17 protein-coding genes are annotated in these 20,523 nt (G+C 35.0%); 6 read left to right on the top strand and 11 right to left on the bottom strand.

Features of this window, described 5'->3' with window-relative positions; all coding sequences use genetic code 11:
- Positions 1 to 15: 15 nt before the first annotated feature.
- From VCM44_RS01310 to rpmH, 11 genes are all read right to left on the bottom strand, one after another.
- Positions 16 to 543, bottom strand: coding sequence for a F0F1 ATP synthase subunit B family protein (locus VCM44_RS01310; RefSeq protein ID WP_114705987.1), 528 nt, complete (start codon positions 541 to 543; stop codon positions 16 to 18).
- Positions 544 to 566: 23 nt separating this feature from the next.
- Positions 567 to 1,010, bottom strand: coding sequence for a F0F1 ATP synthase subunit B family protein (locus VCM44_RS01305; RefSeq protein ID WP_114705988.1), 444 nt, complete (start codon positions 1,008 to 1,010; stop codon positions 567 to 569).
- Between the two features lie 145 nt (positions 1,011 to 1,155).
- Positions 1,156 to 1,488, bottom strand: a complete 333-nt coding sequence (locus VCM44_RS01300; protein WP_114705989.1) for a bactofilin family protein — start codon at positions 1,486 to 1,488, stop codon at positions 1,156 to 1,158.
- Between the two features lie 113 nt (positions 1,489 to 1,601).
- Complete coding sequence (locus VCM44_RS01295; RefSeq protein ID WP_334677834.1) at positions 1,602 to 2,564, bottom strand: ParB/RepB/Spo0J family partition protein; 963 nt, start codon at positions 2,562 to 2,564, stop codon at positions 1,602 to 1,604.
- Between the two features lie 16 nt (positions 2,565 to 2,580).
- Entirely contained in the window at positions 2,581 to 3,432 is an 852-nt protein-coding gene (locus tag VCM44_RS01290) for a ParA family protein (protein ID WP_114705991.1), read from the bottom strand.
- A gap of 36 nt (positions 3,433 to 3,468) precedes the next feature.
- The gene (locus VCM44_RS01285) at positions 3,469 to 4,134 is read right to left on the bottom strand and encodes a 16S rRNA (guanine(527)-N(7))-methyltransferase RsmG (protein WP_114705992.1); all 666 of its coding nucleotides are present in this window, start codon (positions 4,132 to 4,134) and stop codon (positions 3,469 to 3,471) included.
- Positions 4,131 to 5,972 carry a tRNA uridine-5-carboxymethylaminomethyl(34) synthesis enzyme MnmG gene (mnmG, locus tag VCM44_RS01280; protein ID WP_334677833.1) on the bottom strand — a complete coding sequence of 614 codons (1,842 nt, stop codon included), beginning with the start codon at positions 5,970 to 5,972 and terminating at the stop codon, positions 4,131 to 4,133. The genes VCM44_RS01285 and mnmG overlap by 4 nt, the downstream gene beginning before the upstream one ends.
- A 141-nt stretch (positions 5,973 to 6,113) precedes the next feature.
- Positions 6,114 to 7,688, bottom strand: a complete 1,575-nt coding sequence (locus tag VCM44_RS01275) for a tRNA modification GTPase (RefSeq protein WP_334677832.1) — start codon at positions 7,686 to 7,688, stop codon at positions 6,114 to 6,116.
- A 3-nt stretch (positions 7,689 to 7,691) separates the two neighbouring features.
- Positions 7,692 to 9,170, bottom strand: coding sequence for a membrane protein insertase YidC (gene yidC / locus VCM44_RS01270; protein ID WP_114705995.1), 1,479 nt, complete (start codon positions 9,168 to 9,170; stop codon positions 7,692 to 7,694).
- A 71-nt stretch (positions 9,171 to 9,241) separates the two neighbouring features.
- Entirely contained in the window at positions 9,242 to 9,601 is a 360-nt protein-coding gene (gene rnpA / locus VCM44_RS01265; RefSeq protein WP_114705996.1) for a ribonuclease P protein component, read from the bottom strand.
- Entirely contained in the window at positions 9,601 to 9,753 is a 153-nt protein-coding gene (gene rpmH, locus VCM44_RS01260) for a 50S ribosomal protein L34 (protein WP_103218603.1), read from the bottom strand. Before rpmH ends, rnpA begins: the two co-directional genes overlap by 1 nt.
- Positions 9,754 to 9,994: 241 nt before the next feature.
- On the opposite strand from rpmH, the gene dnaA reads away from it, so the two are divergent.
- From dnaA to VCM44_RS01230, 6 genes are all read left to right on the top strand, one after another.
- Positions 9,995 to 11,665: a chromosomal replication initiator protein DnaA gene (dnaA, locus tag VCM44_RS01255; RefSeq protein WP_334677831.1), complete on the top strand. Its 1,671-nt coding sequence runs from the start codon at positions 9,995 to 9,997 to the stop codon at positions 11,663 to 11,665.
- Positions 11,666 to 12,433: 768 nt separating this feature from the next.
- On the top strand, positions 12,434 to 13,546 hold the full coding sequence (gene dnaN / locus VCM44_RS01250; RefSeq protein ID WP_114705998.1) for a DNA polymerase III subunit beta: 1,113 nt from the start codon (positions 12,434 to 12,436) through the stop codon (positions 13,544 to 13,546).
- A gap of 14 nt (positions 13,547 to 13,560) precedes the next feature.
- Positions 13,561 to 14,643 carry a DNA replication/repair protein RecF gene (gene recF, locus VCM44_RS01245; protein ID WP_334677830.1) on the top strand — a complete coding sequence of 361 codons (1,083 nt, stop codon included), beginning with the start codon at positions 13,561 to 13,563 and terminating at the stop codon, positions 14,641 to 14,643.
- A gap of 69 nt (positions 14,644 to 14,712) precedes the next feature.
- Positions 14,713 to 17,175, top strand: a complete 2,463-nt coding sequence (gene gyrB, locus VCM44_RS01240; RefSeq protein ID WP_334677829.1) for a DNA topoisomerase (ATP-hydrolyzing) subunit B — start codon at positions 14,713 to 14,715, stop codon at positions 17,173 to 17,175.
- A gap of 29 nt (positions 17,176 to 17,204) precedes the next feature.
- Positions 17,205 to 19,718 (top strand): DNA gyrase subunit A, encoded by a 2,514-nt coding sequence (gyrA, locus tag VCM44_RS01235; RefSeq protein WP_120403956.1) that lies wholly within the window; start codon positions 17,205 to 17,207, stop codon positions 19,716 to 19,718.
- Complete coding sequence (locus VCM44_RS01230) at positions 19,699 to 20,523, top strand: tetratricopeptide repeat protein (protein WP_120403957.1); 825 nt, start codon at positions 19,699 to 19,701, stop codon at positions 20,521 to 20,523. Before gyrA ends, VCM44_RS01230 begins: the two co-directional genes overlap by 20 nt.

Below are 20,523 nucleotides of genomic sequence, written 5' to 3'. Positions count from 1 at the left end.
TTTACTACCCTAGAACTATAGTCTTGATATTAAATTACTAGTTGCTTTATTTGATAATTTTTCATCTTTATGAATTGTACTTTTAGTCTTGTTAATAACTTCATCTAAAAGTGATTCGTTAAGACTTTTAAGCATCATTTTCTTTTCAGATTCTAATTTATGCTCAGAATCTTTTTCCATTTTTTCCATTGATGCTTTCATTTCTTCAACAAATTTCTGTTCAAACTTTTCGCTATCTACTTTTGCATTTGAAATGATTTTTTCTTTTTCACTTTGAATGTTATCGATCTTAGCTTTTGAAGCTTGTAGCTCTTGTTCTGCCTTAGCATCTTTCTTTGCTGCATACTCAACTAAGTCTTTAATGTTTTCTGATTTTTCTGTGAATGATTTGCTCATAAATGGGATCATCTTCCACGCAATAAAACCAAACACAATTGTGAAGTTAATTGCAGGAACTAGAAGATCACTTAAATGACCACCGCGGTACTCACCACCAGCAGCTAGAGCAACATTACTAATGATTAAAGCTAATAAAAATTTCATTGCTTACCCTATCCTTAAATAATTTACTGAACGATTTTGTTTACAAGAAGTGACGATAGTTCTTCCGCATCTTTCATAACGGCAACTTTCTTTTCTTCTAATTCTTTAGCGTACTCATTCTTCTCAGCGTTTAGTTGAGACTCAAGTTTATCTGCTAGTTCTTTAACCTTTGCAGCTTCACGCTTTGTTACTTCTTCTTTCTTTGCTTGAATGATAGAAAAAGCTTCTGATTGAGCACTTTCAATTTTCACTTTATATTCTTTTTCAAGCTCAGTTGCTAGACGAGTTTTCTCCTCTGCTCCTGACTCCATTTTAGTCGTTTTTGCTTCACGATTTTCAAGAATATCTTGAAGCTTAGACCAAATTAAGTTTCTTGTTACAAAGTACAAAACAGTAACAATAGCTAATTGAATGAATAAAGTTGAATCGATTTGTAGTGATTTTAATACTGTAAGAATAGTATCCATTAGTGACTACTCCAAATTACATCTAGATGATTGGTTAAAAGTTCACTAATAATTAAACTTTATATGGCCTATCGTCAAGATAAACCGGTTATTTCTGAATGTTTGTTAATTTTTAATTAAGGTGTAAATAATCAAATTTATTTAATTATTTGTCATCATGCATCTTCGTTGTTCCATGGAAGATAACACCATCTTCAACAATCAGCGAAGGAGTTGTGATAGTCCCCTCGAAGCGAGCTGGCTTGATAATTTCAACGCGAGAAGTCGCTTTAATATCACCTTTTACGATACCACTAATCATAATTACATCAGCAATAATATCTGCATTTATAACAGCGGCCTCTGAAATAATTACCGTATCATTCGAATAAATTGTTCCGTTCACAATTCCTGCAATGCGTCCAACACCATTAAGTGTAATATTGCCTTCAAGCTTACAACCATCTTCAATAATTGCTGCCATTGTTCCTTGTGTCATATACTCTTTACCTTTTTTCCATGGTGGTTCTATAGGACCAATTTAATTATTTCATTATTTGGTTCTATAGGACCAGTTAAGACTAAATCCAACTGGTCCCATAGGACCGATTTTTATCTATTAGTTAAAAGATATTCAAAGATATCATTAAATTCTGCTTCATTAGCAAATTTAAGAACGACTTCACCACCGCCACTCTTATTTGTCTTAATACCAAAGTGGTACCCAGTACGCTGCTCAAGCTTCTCTCTGTATTGAGACATCTTACCATTGAAGAAGTCAAAGTTTTCTTCCTCTTCTTTCTTTTCTTTTGGTGCACGCTTAGAAGCTTTAATTAGTTTTTCAGTTTCTCTAACTGATAAATTATCTACAGCTGCTTTATTTGCAATGCGAATACAATCTTCTCTTTCTTTAACACCTGCTAAAATTTTAGCATGACCAAAAGATAGCTGATCCTTTTGAATTAAATCGACAACATCACGAGGTAGTTTAAGGATACGTAGGAAGTTAGCAATTGTTGATCTTTCCTTTCCTACTTTCTTTGCAACTTCTTCTTGTGTCAGGTTGTAGTCTTCCATTAATCCAAAGTAAGCTAGCGCTTCTTCTACACAATTTAGATCTGAACGTTGAACGTTTTCAATGATCGACATAACCATTTTTTCACGATCAGTTGCTCTTTTAATGACAACAGGAACCTGAGTAAGGCCAGCAAGTTTTGAAGCTCTTAATCTTCTTTCACCAGCTACAAGTTCATATCCTTCATCCGCTTTAACAACAATTAATGGCTGGATAACACCATTTTCCTTAATTGAGTTAGATAGCTCATGAAGTTCTTCTTCTTTAAATATTTTACGTGGTTGATTTGGGTTTGCATGAATTGATGTAATATCCAACATTGATGGATTCGTTTCAACTTGTACTGCTGCTTCTCTTTGTACCGGTTTTTCAGGTTGATTTTCTGCCGCTACCTTTTGGAGATCTGAAAATGCAGCTTGTGCTTTTGATGCTTTAGAAGAACCACTTGTTCCACCTAAAAGAGAACCCATACCTTTACCTAGAGCTACTTTCTTTGCCATTTTCTCTTCCCCTTACCTATTGAATATTACCTTGAAGTGTATTGTCGACATTATCAACTGAAGGCACCTCTGGTAGTCCATTTTGAGTTTCTACTGATTGAGCACGATCTTTAATAATAAGTTCTTTTGCTAGAGCAAGGTAAGCTTCAGAACCTTTTGATTCAATATCGTAAAGAATGATTGGTTTCCCAAAAGATGGGCACTCGGCAAGTTTTACGTTTCTAGGTATTACCGCTTGAAACACTTTATCGCCGAAGTGCCTTCTAATCTCTTCAGAAACTTGTTTATGAAGAGAAGCTCTTCCATCAAACATAGTAAGGACGATTCCGTCCATTTCTAATGCTGGATTTAAATTCGCTTTTATTAGTTTTACTGTATTAATTAATTGAGCAAGACCTTCCATCGCTAAATACTCTGTTTGCATTGGCACGATAAAGCTATCAGCTGCGTTTAGAGCGTTTACAGTTAGAAGACCTAATGATGGTGGACAATCGATTAGAATGTAGTCATATGAGTCCATAATAGGCATGAAAGCTGTCTTTAACTTAGACTCACGTGCAAACTCAGATACTAATTCAATCTCGGCACCAGATAGATTATTGTCAGAAGGACAAATATGTAAGTTAGGAAGTTCTGTTTCATAAATTGCTTCACGAATATCAGTTCTTCCAATCATTGCATGATATACATTACTATTTGTATGCTGCGATGAATCAAGTCCTAAACTAACACTACCATTACCCTGCGGGTCTAGATCAATTACCAGAGTCTTTTTCTCGGCTACTGCTAGGCAGGCTGCTAGATTAATTGTGGTTGTTGTCTTACCAACACCACCCTTCTGATTCATGAGTGCAATAATTTTAGCCATTTATGTCTCCCCATATATATAGTTGTTACTATATTTTTAAAGAAATGAGGACAAAGTGACAAGATTTTTATTTTTATTTTTTCGAAAATTGTTAATTTCTGTTCCACGTAGAACATTCTTGTTTCGAAGAGCAATCATCATACGCCCCTCAGTACCAGGAATATCAACCAATGTTTCCTCTATAATGTCCCACTTACCACCAAGCCAATCAAGATCTTCAAGCTCGTAAAAATTTGGTCCCTTGTAAAAGATTACATTTACTTTCTTATCTGTGATAATTTTAGGTAGCAGATTTTCAATAGTCGAAACAGCTTTGAATGTAATTGTGCAATCACGGTCAAAGTATACGTGCTCGAATCTCTGATGATATGTCTTAACATTATCTAAACCGATGGCCTCAGCAATTTGATTAACGACTTTGGATTTTTTCCCTCTAGCTTCAAATCCAATATACTTTTTGTCAGGATTAAGACTTGCTAAAGGCAGTAATGGAAAACCTCCACCGAAACCAATATCCACATGAATCTCAGTCTTGTCATAGATCTTCTTTAGTGACTCCACTTCTTCGATTGGCTTAACACTATCAACATATTGTTTCACGTGGAACTCTTCTGGTGTATTAATTCTTGTAAGATTAATACCAGCAAATGGACCATTAATTTGTTCTAAATACTTTTGGCAAAACTCAGTATCTTTCATCATAAAATATTTCCTGCCACAAAGGCCAAGGTCGCAGGTCTAATACCTACTATTCTCTGGAGTTGTCCAAAGCTTTCTGGTTTAATTTCTGTTATACGTTGGCGGCATTCGAAAGAGATATTCTCACTTGCAACTAATTGCTCCCAATTAATAGGTTTTTTACTTAAGCGATTAATCTTAGCATTTTCGACTAATGCTCGATCAATATATCCTTCATACTTAAGAGAGATAGCTACTGTGCGAATCACATTTGGATCGAAGGCCATATTATTCTCACTCAATTCTCTAGTGAGAACATCTACTGGATTAAGTTGTGCTCTCTTTGAAAGTTCAGCAAGAGTTATATTTGAATTAAGCGGCCCATAACCCATGTCTTTGAAATATTCTTTATTCTTTGGGTTAGCTTTATACGTATAGTTCTTCGCTACACTCCATATAATATTAAAGCTTCTTTCAAACTTATCCTGGTAGCGATCAACTTCTGCGAAAAGACCCAGTTCCTGACGGTATTTTTTCATACGTAGAATTGTATTATCCTCGCGTACGTAAAGACGGTTCTCATTTCTAGCAGTAAATAAACGATAAGGTTCATCTCTCTTATTAGAAACTAAATCCTCTACCATAACACCAATATATGAATCTTCACGATCAAGAATAAATTTGTCTGCACCTATTATGGACCTCGCTGCATTTATCCCTGCAATTAAACCTTGTCCTGCAGCTTCTTCATAACCAGAAGTTCCATTTACCTGTCCTGCAAAGTACAATCCTGGCATTTCTTTGGACTGAAGTGTTCGATCTAAGCATGTTGTATCAACAACATCATATTCCACAGCATAGCCATAGACAGCAATCTCTGCATTCTCTAGGCCTTCTATTGTTCTAATGAAATCCAACTGAATTTCACGTGGAAGAGATGTTGAGATGCCATTTGGATAAAAGGTATCTAATTCATGTGATTCAGGTTCAACAAAAACATGGTGAATATCTTTTTCTTCATAACGATAGGCCTTATCTTCAATAGAAGGACAGTACCTAGGACCAACGCCTTTAATTTGACCATTAAAAATAGGACTTCTCTCTTTATTCTCACGTATAATCCCAAGGGTCTTTTCATTAGTCTTTGTTAAATGACATGAAACTTGATCAATAAACCTCTCATTAAGATCATGTCCATAGTGGAAGTTAACAGCATTGATATCGCTTTCCTGCTCTACCATCTTTGAAAAATCGATAGAATCACGTTTCAACCTAGCAGGTGTTCCTGTTTTAAACCTTGTTTTAAGTGCAGTAACACCCACAAAGATATTCTCTAGAGAATCGGCCTTTAGACAATCAACACGTCCACCATCAGACTGCTCCTCACCTGTATGCATTTTTCCAGCAAGGAAAGTTCCTGTTGTTACAACAATCTTCTTAGATAGATACTCACCTTCTGTTGTCTTAATGAGAAACTGCTCTTGGTCTTTACTAACCCTTTCCACCATTTCACGAATAACGGTGATATTCTTATTGGCAGCGACCTCAGCTTCTGCATTTCTTGCATAGACTTCTTTATCGATTTGGACACGTGTCGACTGGACGGCGTAACCCTTTGATTCATTTAATGTACGGTACTGAATAGCGCTTCGATCAGCAAGCTTTCCCATGATACCACCAAGGGCATCAATCTCTCTTACAACTTGACCTTTACCAACACCACCAACTGCTGGGTTACAGGGAGCTGAAGCAATACTTACCCCTGGCATCGTTACGATCGCAACCTTTAAATCGAATTGAGCAGCGGCCCAAGCAGCTTCAAGCCCAGCATGTCCCCCACCTATAATTGCTACATCAAACATAGTTTTTCCAATTTCACACGTGTTCCACGTGGAACTATTGCCCTGGCTTGTTCTACGTGGAACAAATGGGCGCAGTTCTAATAATAAAGTTCTACGTGGAACATTTAAGCTATATTTTAAGAAAAATCAATGGTTTATATATTATTTACCGATACAGAAGTTAGTAAATATATGTGTCAGGGTATCATCTGGACTGATAATTCCAATAAGTTCTGCGGTTTTCTTTTCAAGTATTGAAACTTCAGAAGATATGATAGCAATATCATCTAAGTACTTGATATTACTTGAGAACTCACTAAATTTACTATAAATATCATTGATGACAATACGGTGTCTTTCGATTGATATCGGGTCACTATTACGTAATTTCGTATACTTAGATAGTATATCTTGAGTAATTAAGTCAGTTATATGAGCTGGTTCTATAGGACCAGTCTTTTGATTGTTTCCAACTTTTGCCCCTGTAGGACCAGTATTGTCCTGTGGTTCTATAGGACCATTTTTTTGATTTGCCCCCATAGGACCAAGATTAAATTCTTCTAATTCTTTTGGTTCTATAGAACCACTTGTTGTTTTTGGTCCGATAGGACCACTTATTTCAACAAGTCTACCCTCGCCTTTTGAAGTGTCGGCACTATAGTATTTAATAGCCTTTGGAAGATTTGATTTTAAAGTATCTAAATTTAACTCACCCTCAAACTCATCAAAATGTGTAAAGATAAGAGCATCAAAAAGTGTCTCTTTGATATCGTGATATTGGTATTTTTCTACTTCATTTATATTAACTAGAAGAATTTTATAAAATGCATTGTCGATAAGATTACGACTTCTCTTTATTCCTTCTTCTTCAATGACATCAGTTGTATTACGTAGACCGGCCGTATCCACTAATTTAAATGTTTCATTTCCAAGGCTGATATATTCAGAAATATAGTCACGAGTGGTTCCTGCAATATCTGAAACAATTGAGCGGGATTCATCGAGAAATAAATTAAAGAGAGAACTCTTTCCAGCGTTCGGTTCACCACATAGAACTATATCTGGCGACATTAAGCTTTTAGCGTTCACACTTGCACTTCTGTGAAGTGAGCTAATATGCGTACTAATATCAGAAACGGCCTCATCTAAAAGTTTCTGCGACTGTTCCTCCCCTACGTCTTCAGCAAAATCGATATTAATTTCAACTGCAGCTTTCAGTTTTAAAAACTTATCGTAGAGATCAGTGTATTTTTGATAAAGGCTTCCATTTAAAAGTTTAAGTCCTTCATCAAGCATTAGAGAAGAAGAAGCATTTAGGAGAGCATCAAGTCCTTCAACTTGTGCAAGGGAGAGCTTCTTATTCTTTAGTGCTCGATAAGTGAATTCACCATTTTTTGCGAGACGAAAATTACCAGAGTTAATGAATGCATTCATAATACGCTTTAAATTAAGTGTATTTCCATGAGCTGCAATCTCTAATATATTTTCACCATTGTAACTATTAGGTCCCTTAAAATAAGTGATAACTACTTCATCCAGGAAGTTTCCATCAATGTCATAGAGATTAACAAATGTCGCTTTTCTTATTTCAAGTTTTGAAAGGTCTTTTTTGAAAAATGGTCCTATAGAACCAACGAGATCGGTAAAACCAGATAAACGGATAACCCCTATGGCCGTATTCTCACTTAAGCCGGTAGAGCATGCGACAATAGGTTGGTCATCCGTTTGGTATATCATTTTTTATGCGTCTGCTGTTTTATAAACATATAACTGCTGTGCAATCCCTAAAATATTTGAAACTGCAAAGTAAAGATTTAATCCTGCCGGTAGATCTTTCATAATAAAAATGAAAACAATTGGCATGATATACATAATCTTTTGTTGATTAGGATCTGCTGATGTTGAAGGGTTAAGTCTAGTTTGAGCTAGCATTGTAATACCCATAATCGCAGGCAGAATGTAATATGGATCCTTTGCACTAAGATCAGTTAACCAAAAGTAAAATGGAGAACCAACTAGTTCAACTGAATTTGAAATTGCTTGATAGAAAGCGATGAAAATAGGAATCTGAAGAACCATTGGTAAACATCCACCTAATGGTGAAGCTCCAGATCTTTTAAATAATTCCATTGTTGCTTTCTGTTGCTTCATTGGATCATCAGCATACTTTTCTTTAAGCTTAGCAATTTCAGGTTGAAGTTTTTGCATCTTCTTCATTGAACGGAAAGACTTAGCTTGCAGCGGGTATGTTGCGATACGAATAACAAGTGTTAAAAGAATAATAGCAATACCGTAGTTACCTACATACTTATATACGAATTGCATTGCCTTAAGAATTGGAACAGCAAAAATTCCAAAGATACCAAAATCAATTGAAAGATCGAGTTGATCGTCAAAAGCTAGAAGGTAATCATAATTTTTAAGAGCATATAACATATAACCGTTATAAGTTTTTTTACCACGAACTGTTTGAAAGAAAGCATCTCCACTTTCAGTCGTCAGATAATTAATTGTTTGTTTTTCATTAAATACATTTAAGAATACATGGTGATTAAAATCTAATCCTAACCACTTTAACTTGCCTTCCCCATTCTCATCTGATTCTAAGTTTAGACGTTCAGTATCAACTGTTTGAAGAATATATTGACGGTAAGTTCTGTTATCAGATTGTTTTTCTGATGAAGACATATTGTATGAAAGTCTAAAGTCTTGTGTACCTTCGATTTCATAACTTAAACGCCCATCATCCAGAAGACTTAAACGAATAGAAATATTTTTTTCTAAATCATTTGCAACAACTTCATTTGGTGATGTTTTTTCATCAAAAACAAAATTAAAGTTTTGAAGGTTATTGTTGATATCAATTACTTTAAAAGCAAAGAAGTTATCTTTATCAGATAATTCCTTTAAACTCATGGCCGTTTTATTTCCAGTAGCTGCTTTAAAAGAAAGATCGCTATTTACAGTATAACTATAAGGTCCATTCTCTAAAGTGACACTTTTAAGATTTGTTGCTTTTGCTGAACTCGTAGCAATTGCCTTAGGAGTTGTAGACTCTTGCGAAGTCGTTTCTGACTTTGTTTGAGTTTGAGCTGTTGACTGCTCTTGCTTAACTTGTGTTTGAGTGTTTTGAGTTGGACTAAAAAGCGCTTGCCATGTGAAGACAATAACACCTGCTAATACAAACGCTAAAACGGTGCGTTTTTGATCATTATTCATGCGAGATAACTCCTAAACTGGTAATTATAAGTACAGGATTTTTAACATGCCCTACGGCACTTGTTAACTTTTTATTGCAGTTTTGCGAATGCTCTTTCTAAAGAGATTTTGAGGTCTTTTTTAGGATCTTCAGATTGTTTAAAAAGACGATTAGAAACAACTACCATGATATCTTTCCCATCATTACGATAAGGACTCATACGAAAAAATTCGCGAATTAAACGCTTACAAAGATTGCGCTTATTTGCCTTACCTACTTTTTTGGTAACAGAAAATCCGATTCTAGAAGTTTCAGAATTAATTCGCGATGGCTTATAATAAACTCTTAGCCAGCGATCAGTGATAATTTTTGAATTCTTTCGAAGATAAGAGAAATCTTCAGTTGATAGCAATCTTGAACTTTTATCAAAAGTGCTATCAACTGATTCCATTATTTCTTACCGTGAGAAACTGTAAGTTGCTTACGTCCCTTAGCTCTACGAGCCTTGATAACGTTGCGACCACCAGCTGTTTCCATTCTTTTAAGGAAACCGTGTACTCTCATTCTTTTCTTTCTTTTTGGCTGCCAAGTTCTTTTAGACATCTTCAACCTACCTAACTATAACTGTTAAACTTAAAATTAATATTGTAAGGGCTAGTATTATACCATTTCGCATCACCGGTCAATGGCCCTGTAGATAGTGCAGGCCAAAATATTTGATTTATTTGGCCATGCGTAAAAAACTTATTTTTTTATTGGCCTAGGATTTTGGGCCATGATACAAATTTGCCCCACAACACAGAATTAAAGAAAAATTGACGAGTGCAGCTCAAGGGAATAGATCATGCAGGGAAACTTTCCTTTTAATGAATTTTTAAAAAATTCAAACTCAAACACGAACACACACAATGAATTAGGACACAGTAAAGTTAATAATATTGAAGACTTAGCAAATAAGAATATCATTGAAGATCCCTTCAATATCAAGCAAAGCTTAAATAGTAATCCTTCTCAAGACTACTCTAGCCTATCAGATGACTTCTTTAGTGCCGAAGAGTTAGAGATGATGAATTGTGAAATACATAACTCACTGAAATCACTGATAAATCCACAAAAGTATGCATCGTTTTTTCAAGGTGAATTCTTTCGCCTAATTAATATTGATGGTGAGAGAGCTACATTCTCAACAACAACAAATTTCATTAAGTCATTCATTGAGAAGAATTTAGAGCAAATTAGCCAAAGTATTGTAAATACGTTAGGTAAATCATACCAAATCGTTATCGTTACTAATAATAACGGCAACTTAGCTAATAGTGGCCAAACTTCACTATCTCAGAGCTTAAATTCATCTGGTCCTATAGAACCAGCTCAGAATCGACCTAAATCAGCAAATGAAATTTCATTTTCGCTTGATCTAGAGCCTGTACAGGAAGATCTTCTATCAAAAGTAGAATCAAAATATATCGATCACGTAAGTGATGATTATAATAATATTGTAATCGATAAGAGTAAGACGTTTAAGAACTTCGTAATCGGACCATCTAATAATATGGCCTACGCTGCTTCACTAGCAATTGCTAAAAGCCCTGGTAAAGCAGGTAAATACCCTTCTCTTTATATTCATTCGAATTCTGGACTTGGTAAGACTCACCTCTTGCATGCCATGGCCAATGGAATTCAAAATCAATACCCTCACTTTGTTATCTGCTTAATTACAGCACGTGACTTTATGAAGGAAATGATTGAATCGATTCGTAACAAACAACTTCCAGAATTTCGTCAAAAGTATTCAGAGAAAGTTGATGTTCTTATGATTGATGATGTTCATGAACTTAAAGGCAAAGAAGGAACTCAACGCGAATTCTTCCATATCTTTAATGAGCTTTATCAAAAAGGAAAACAGTTAATCTTCACTTCTGATAAGACACCTCAAGAGATTAATGGTCTAGAAGAGAGAATCAAGACTCGCCTACAATGGGGTCTTGTTGTTGATATTCAAAAGCCAGATATCGAAACAAGAGTTGCTATCATTAATGCTAAGGCAGATGATCTCGACCTATTCCTTTCTGAAGATATTGTTAATCTAATTGCATGTAATGTTAAAAACTCAATTAGAGAGCTTGAAGGTGCTCTAATTAAGCTTTCAGCCTACTCTGATATCATGAAGGTTGATATTGAATTAGAGATGGTTAAAGAGGTTCTTGCTCTTCGAGATTTTGAAGATGAGAAGAAAATTACAATCGAAGGTATCGCTAAGCAAACATCTCAATATTTTAAAATACCAGTTGCTGATTTAAAGTCAAAATCACGTACGAAAGATATTGCTAACGCTCGCTTTGTGGCCATGTACTTATGTCGTAAGCTTGCAAATGCAACTCATGAGGAAATTGGTCGCTTCTTTGGTGGTCGTGATCATAGCTCTGTTGTACACGCAGAACAGAAAATCTCAGAAAGACTATCGCAAGATCCCCTACTTTCTAAGACTATTATGACGATTGAAAATCAACTTTAATCACTACTAAATCCAAATTAAATTCTGACTAGTCAAATGACTATCCAAAAATAGGCCACTCAATGAGTGGTCTTTTTATTTGATGACTACTCGGCCGTGAGTAAATGATTGGCCAACACTGACAAAGGCACAGTTTAATCCACATGAAATTTGTGAAATGTTGATTATATGACTAGTCAAATGGCCGACAAATTCACAGTAGTATTTGACTAGTCAACTTTGGTTCGACGAGATCACAGTTATCCACGGCCATTAGCGGCCAATTCACGGCCAACAAACTTAATTGTGGATTAATAAATGTATTAAAATTAATAACTTAGAACATATTTTAGAATTTATTCACGGCCGTTAATAATATAATCGACAAAAACGTAGGCCGTGGATAAAAAAGTTATCAACATGTTTGCAAAATGTGAGTAAATGAATGGCCAAATTAATAAAAAGTTAAGCAATTTAACTCGCCCTAAAATTATCAACATTTGGCCGTGAGTAAAAATCTAATAACGTCAATATATTGTTACTGAAATGATAATATACGAACGTGTGCATTGAGTTAAAAAAACTAATCAACCATTGCTCACAAATGGGAAATCGAGAGAATGAGGATCTAATAGGGAAGTAGAAGCTTATACACTTTTCCACAGGATTATATATTATATTAATATAAATATATATAAAAAGAGAAACACTTAAAACGCCTATGCTAGCTTGCTAACTGGTGTTTTCCATTATACAACAATAGCACAATTATTTCTGATAGGATTAAAAATGAAGCTTAGGGTAGATACAGATAACTTAAGAGATGCACTAAATAAAATTTTAACTGTAATTGATAAGAAGAATTCAAGACCAATCTTAACTTATACGTTACTAACTGTTAGCAATGAGAAAATATATTTATCAGCTACAGATTTAGAAGTATCAGCAAAGTATTCAATTAATGCATCAACTGAAGGTTCAGCTTCATTTTGTATAAACGCTAAGAATCTATTTGATATATTAAAAGAACTTCCTAACACAGATATCAACATGGAGTTGGAAGAAGGTGAAAATCTTCTAAAAATAAATTGTGAAGATATCCATTATTCACTTTTAATTTATGAATCAGATGAATTTCCAAACCTACATTTTGGAAACGAAAATACATTCAATCTAAATTCAGATGATCTATTAAATCTAATCACAAAAACTTCATATGCTATTTCAAATGATGAAACGAGACTTCACTTTAACGGAATATATTTTCAAGAAGTAGAAGGGAAGTTAAGAGCTGTCTCAACAGACGGTCATCGATTATCACTAATTGAACACGACATAGCAGAACAAAATAATGAAGCACTTATTAATGGAATTATAATTCCAAAGAAAGGTGTATCAGAACTTAGAAAAGTTGCAGAAACTTATCCAGGTGCTAATCTGTTTATTTCTGTTGATGACTCTTATTTATATGTAACAGCTAATGAGCAATACCAATTAGGTATTCGTTTAATTGCTAGAGAATATCCAAAGTATCAAGCTGTAATTCCAGCTAAGACGACTTATTCTCTAACAGCTGATAAAGAAACTCTTCAGCATGCTATTAGACGTATTAAAATTATGTCTAATGAGAAATCAAATGCAGTTAAGATCAAGCTTACTGAAAATCATATGACAATCTCTGCTAACCATCCTTCACTTGGAGATGCGAAAGAGACGATCGCTGTTGATTACAATGGTAAGGAGCTTGAAATTGGATTTAATGCACGATTCTTATTAGATTCAATTGCAATTTTAAATTCAGAAAATATTACTTTTGAATTCAATAATGAATTCTCAGCTGTGATTGTAAGATCAAATGATATCCAAAACTATCTTGGAATCATTATGCCACTTAGAATCTAAGAGATTATATTATTTTGAAGCTATCTAAGTTACAGATTACAAACTTCCGTAACCTCCAGCCAGATATTATATCTTTCAATAAGAATATAAATTGCATCTTGGGAGAGAATGGAAATGGTAAGACAAATATATTAGAAGCGCTTCATGTGTTAGTAACTCGAAAATCTTTTCGTAAAAATACAACTTTTCCACAGTTATTAAGTATTGATGGGGATAATCCTGAAATATTATTTTCATCTCTTTTTGAAAATGAAGGTGATCAAATCACTTTTACTGGAAAGATGAATCCTAATGGTTCTTCGTGGACTCTAAATGGAAAGAACACCAAGAAAAAGCTTGATGCAAAATTAGTATTTATTAATCCATTTGATTCATATTCATTTTCTAATATTCCAAGCTTTAGAAGAAAGTGGTTTGATGATCACTTATCACTACTTAGTCGCGATTATAAGAAAGTATTAAATCAGTACAATTCTTCTCTTAGATTTAGAAACGTACTTCTTTCTAAAAAGCCACCACAATTTAGAGAGCAGCTACAAGTTATTGATCGTCAAATGGCAGATTACGCTTACGAGCTAGTGGCCATGAGAAATCAATTTGTAGCCGAGTTAATTCCATATTGTGAAAAAACTTATCGCGACATTTTTTCAGAAGAACACCAGCTTAATATCCAAGTCGATTCACGCTTTCACGGCTTTTCACCAGATATGATCTTTGATTACATGCAACAAAGACTTGAAAAGGACCTAGTTGTGGGGCATACGACGTATCAAGTCCACAAAGATGACTACGTGCTTCTTTTTGATGGAATGAATGCCTATGAATTCTGCTCTCTAGGCCAACAAAAAATGTCTTATTTGAGCCTCATATTTGCCTATATAGAGCTATTTAGGTATAACTTATACACCTATCCAATTGTACTTATCGACGATGTCTCAGGGGAATTAGACAAAGCGAGATGGGGTAGGCTTGTAAATTTTTTGGAACAACGAGAGTTCCAAGTATTAATTACAACGGCAAATGAAAAATTTAAGGAAGAATTAGAAAAAATTGATGGAGCAAATAAGATCTATATCTCTAATGGATCCATTCACTAATCTATCTTCCAAAAATATATTTTTAAAACAACAACACACTGACACAAGAAATTGGAAGAGAGGTTCCTTTTGGAAAATCAAGAAAATCAAGCAGGAAGTATTGGTAAGGTCGGACAAGAATATGGCGCTAGCCAGATTAAAGTTCTTGAAGGACTAGAAGCAGTAAGAAAAAGACCAGGTATGTATATTGGTGATACGGCCTTTCGTGGTCTTCATCACTGTGTATATGAGATTGTCGATAACGCAGTCGATGAAGCACTTGCAGGATACTGTAGTGAAATTAAAGTTATCATTCACGTCGATAACTCAGTTACTGTAATTGATGATGGTCGTGGTGTTCCTGTTGATATGCACCCAACTGAAGGTGTTTCAGCTGCTGAGCTTGTTTATACAAAACTACACGCAGGTGGAAAGTTCAATGAAGAGGGTGGAGCTTATAAAGTTTCTGGTGGTCTTCACGGAGTTGGTGCCGCGGTAGTTAATGCCCTTTCTAAATGGGTAAAAGTTGAAGTTAAAAAACATGGAAAAATTCACCAAGTTGAATTTGCACATGGTGAAGCTGTTGCTCCATTGAAAGTTGTAGGTGAGTTAGAAGATCCTGAGCAAACAGGTACTTCCGTTACTTTCAAACCAGATAATGAAATCTTTGAAGTTTTAGATTTCAATTACGATACATTAACAAATCGTTTTAGAGAGATGGCCTTCCTTAACAAAGGTCTTAAAATTGTTGTTAAAGATGAAAGAACTGATAAAAAAGAAACTTTCCATTATGAAGGTGGACTTGTTGAGTTCGTAGAATATCTAAACAGAGCTAAAACTGTTGTTCACAAAACTCCTATTTACATTGTTGAATCTCGTGAAGATTACGAAGTTGAAATTTCAATGCAATGGACGGATTCATATTCAGAAGTTCTTTCAGGTTATGCAAATGCAATTACAACTCCAGGTGGTGGAACACATATCTCTGGATTTAAAACAGCACTTACTCGTGTTCTAAATGCATATGCTAAAGAAAATAATCTTATTAAAGGAATTAAAACAAACTTAACTGGTGATGATATGAGAGAAGGTTTAACTGCCATTATCTCTGTTAAGCTTCCAGAACTTCAATTTGAAGGTCAAACAAAAGATAAGCTTGGTAACTCAGAAGTTGAAGGTATCGTTAATTCACTAGTTGGTGATGCCCTTAAGAGATACTTTGAAGAAAATCCAACAACTGCAAAAACTATTATTAGAAAATCAGTTGATGCTGCGGCGGCAAGAGAAGCTGCACGTCGTGCTCGTGAATTAACGAGAAGAAAATCAGTTCTTGATATGGGTGGCCTTCCAGGTAAGATGGCAGATTGTCAGGAAAAAGATCCAGCACTTTCTGAAATTTATATCGTTGAGGGTGACTCTGCCGGTGGTTCTGCAAAACAGGGACGTGATAGAAAGTATCAAGCTGTACTTCCACTAAAAGGGAAGATTCTAAACGTTGAAAAAGCACGTTATGACAAAATGCTTGGTAATGCCGAAATTAAAATGATTGTTCAAGCAATGGGAACAGGAATTGGTAAAGGGAATTTTGATATCTCAAAACTTCGTTACCATAAACTTGTTATTATGACAGATGCCGACGTCGATGGGTCTCACATTAGAACTCTAATTCTGACTCTTCTTTATCGTCAGTTCCCAGAACTTATTGAGCAAGGTTATGTGTATATTGCACAACCACCATTATATAAATACAAGAAAGGTAAGAAAGAGATTTATCTTAAAGATGAAAAAGCTCTTGAGACTTTCCTTGTTGCAAACGCAATTGAAGGAACAGCAATTAACTTCAATGGTGAAATGATTGAAGAAGATACAGCTAAGAATTTAGTTAATAAATTCTCTCAATACGATAAGACACTTAAGTCTTACGATATTCACTTTGATACGTTACTTCTTAGACATCTTGTTGAAGAGATTGGAATAAGAGCTGCTGATTTAAAAGATAAAGCAAAGTTAGAAAAAATTGTTACTGACTTAGATACTCATTTTAAAGCAAATGAAGCTGAAACATTAAGAAATTATGCTTTTACTATTGAAGAAGATAAAGAGCATGAGTGTTTCCAACTTCGTATTACTGTTAAAACAACAGCACGCACTAAGAAGTTTAAGTTATCTTCGTACTTCCTTGATTCATCAGAGTATGCAGATTTAATTAATCTCTACGACGGAATTCAAAAATACAAAATAGGGAAGTTCTTATATCAACCTGAAAAAGGTAACTCGAGAGAATTTGAAGCTCTTCGTGAATTTGCAAGTTTTGTTATCGATGATGCAAAACAAGGTGCATATATCCAACGTTATAAGGGTCTTGGTGAAATGAACCCTGAACAACTTTGGGAAACAACAATGAATCCTGAAAACCGTACACTTCTACAGGTTAAGATTGAAGATACGATTGAAGCAGACTCTGTATTCTCTGTTCTAATGGGTGACCAAGTAGAGCCAAGAAGACAATTTGTTGAAGAAAATGCACTTAATGTAAGGAACCTAGACGTATAAACGTTTACGTTGATTAAGAGGAAATAAACATGACTGATGAAACAAATATTACAGAAAATGATAACGGTGATGGTGGAAGCCACAATCACGGAAATATTCAACAAATCGGTATTCGCGATGAAATGAAAAATTGTTACCTCGATTACGCTATGTCTGTAATCGTTGGACGTGCACTTCCAGACGTACGTGACGGAATGAAGCCAGTTCACCGTCGTTGTCTGTATGCAATGCACTCACTTGGTAACTATCACAATAAACCATTTCTAAAATCTGCTCGTGTTGTCGGGGATGTTATTGGTAAGTATCACCCACACGGTGACTCTGCGGTTTATAATACAATCGTTCGTATGGCCCAAGATTTCTCAATGAGATATCCAATGGTTCAAGGTCAAGGTAACTTCGGTTCAATTGACGGTGATAATGCTGCGGCCATGAGGTATACAGAGATCAGAATGCAAAAGCTTTCTGAAGAGATGCTAAAAGACTTAGATAAAGAAACAGTTGATTGGCAACCTAACTACGATGACTCTTTAAAAGAGCCAACAGTTCTTCCATCAAAGATTCCTAATCTTCTAGTTAATGGATCTGCTGGTATTGCCGTAGGTATGGCCACAAACATTCCACCACATAACTTAACAGAAGTTATGACAGCACTTACTCAACTTGTTGATAATCGCGATATGACGATTGATGAAATCATGCAAGTTATTCCTGGTCCTGACTTTCCAACTGCAGGAACGATCCATGGAACTGAAGGTATCCGCTCTGCCTATAAAACAGGTAAGGGTGTTGTTCAAATGCGTGCAAAAATGGATGTGGAAACACATGGTAAGAAACAAGATCGTGAAAGAATTGTTATTACTGAACTTCCATACCAAGTTAATAAAGCAAAACTAATTGAAAAGATTGCTGACCTAGTAAATTCTAAGTCACTTGTTGGGATCTCTGATCTTCGTGATGAATCTTCGCGTGAAGGTATTCGTGTTGTAATTGATCTTAAAAAAGGTGAGATTGCTACAGTAATCATGAATAAGCTTTATAAGCAGACTGCTCTTCAGTCTTCTTTTGGTATTATCTTCCTTTCAATCGTTAACTCTTCTCCAAAAGTTCTTAATATTAAAGAACAACTTGAGTGTTTCATTGATCACAGACGTGAAATTATTATTCGTCGTACAGTTTATGAACTGAAGAAAGCACGTGAAAGAGCGCATATCTTAGAAGGTTTAAAAGTAGCTGTTGAAAATATTGATGAAGTTGTTGAAATGATTAAAAAGTCTGACGGGCCTACAGATGCTCGTGAGAAATTAATGTCAACATTCTCATTAAGTGAAATTCAAGCTCAAGCAATTCTTGATATGAGACTTCAACGTCTAACTGGTCTTGAAAGAGATAAGATCATTGCAGACTATGAAGCAATCATGAAAGAGATTGCACGTTTAGAAGGAATCTTAGGTTCTGAAGAAAAAATTAAAAATATCATTAAAGAAGAGTTCACAGAAATCATCGAAAAATTTGGAGATGAAAGAAGAACTGAAATCGTTGCAAAAGCAGACGAAATTCAAATTGAAGATTTAGTTGCAAAAGAAGAGATGATTGTAACAATCACTCATAAAGGATACGTAAAACGTATGCCACTTGATACTTACAAAGCGCAAAAGCGTGGTGGAAAAGGTGTTAAGGGTGCTGCTAATGAAGATGATTTCTTCACAAATATTTTTACAGCTAATACACATGATAAGCTTCTATTCTTTACTTCTCGTGGACAAGTTTTCTCTAAGAAAGTTTATGAGATGCCAGAAGGAACTAGAACTTCTAAAGGTAGAAATATCGCTAACTTAATCCAAATCCCAAGTGGAGATCGTGTAACAGAAATTATTAGAATTCCACACGATATGGATATGGAAGAGAAGTACTTAATTTTTGCAACTAATAAAGGTCTTGTTAAGAAGACGGCCCTTTCTGAATACTCTAATGTTAAGCAGTCAGGTCTAATTGCAATTAAGCTTCAAGATGGTGATCATATTGTAAATGTTAGAATCAATGATGGTTCAAAAGATATCCTTCTTTGTTCATCAGCTGGTAAAATTATCCGTTTCGACACTTCAGATGCTCGTGCTATGGGACGTGTTTCTCAAGGTGTAAAAGGGATTAATATCAATGCTGAAGAAGAGCGTATTATCGGAATGGAATTAATTGATGATAATATGGAAATTCTATCGGTAACTGAAAATGGGTACGGTAAACGTACTGAATCTTCACAATATCGTAAGCAAACTCGTGGTGGGAAAGGGATTCTAGCTATGAGACTTACTGATAAGAATGGTGAGATTGTTCAGATTAAGCCTGTTATTGAATCTGATGATTTAATGATCATTACAGATCGTGGCCAGGTTGTTAGAACTAAGGTTTCTGGAATTTCTCTAATGGGTCGTGCAACTCAAGGTGTACGTCTTATTAAGCCAAAAGAAGGTGAGAAGGTTGTTTCAATCGCTAAGATTGTTGAGCCAGAAAACGACGGAATTGATGAAAATACTGAAGAATAATTTTCACATACTTAAAAGGGCCGGCCATGTGCTGGCCTTTTTAGTTTTAGGACTTTTCATGTCTGCTTGTGACTTCACACCAAGAATTCACAAGGATATTTTAATTGCTCAAAATTATATTACTAATCAAGAATATGCCCTGGCGGTGAAGCAGTATCATAAGATACTTGAGATGGCGCCAAATGATGAAATTAAAATTAAAGTTAATTACCAAATAGCAGAACTTTATTCTGTTTCTCTAGGACAATACTATAAGGGTATTGCTTTCTACGAAAAAATTCCAAAGCTTACAACAGATCCAGTTTGGCTTGTAAAAACACAAGAAAGAATTGGTGAGATTGCTTTTTTATATATCAATGACTATGAGAAAGCCGCTGATGTTTACAGTAAGCTTTCAGACTTTAGACCTAAGCTTTCTAATCATGATCTCTATGAATATCGCTTAGCAATTTCATATATCAAGTTAAAGAAATATGATATGGCCACAAAGCATTTGGTTACGATGCATAATAATGGTAACCATAAATACTTTGTGGATAGCTTTTATCAATCTGGTGTTCTATATTTTGATAAGCAAGAATGGAACCGCGCTATCCAATATTTTCGTGAATACATAAAACGTGAAGACCGCCGTGATTTAAAAGTCCGTGCAATATTTCTAATGGCCAATTGCTATGAAACTATTGAGCGCTTACAAACGGCTTATGATCTCTATTATTCAATTTTAGGTGAGTACCCAAATAATAAAGTTATTCAAGAACGACTTAACTCTGTTTATGAACGACGTGTAGCAAGGAAGAGATAA

This window comes from Halobacteriovorax sp. DPLXC-1 (assembly GCF_036903125.1).
GTDB lineage: Bacteria > Bdellovibrionota > Bacteriovoracia > Bacteriovoracales > Bacteriovoracaceae > Halobacteriovorax_A > Halobacteriovorax_A vibrionivorans.
The sequence above is the reverse complement of the archived record's forward strand: the minus strand, read 5'-3'. Positions and strand labels throughout refer to the sequence as shown.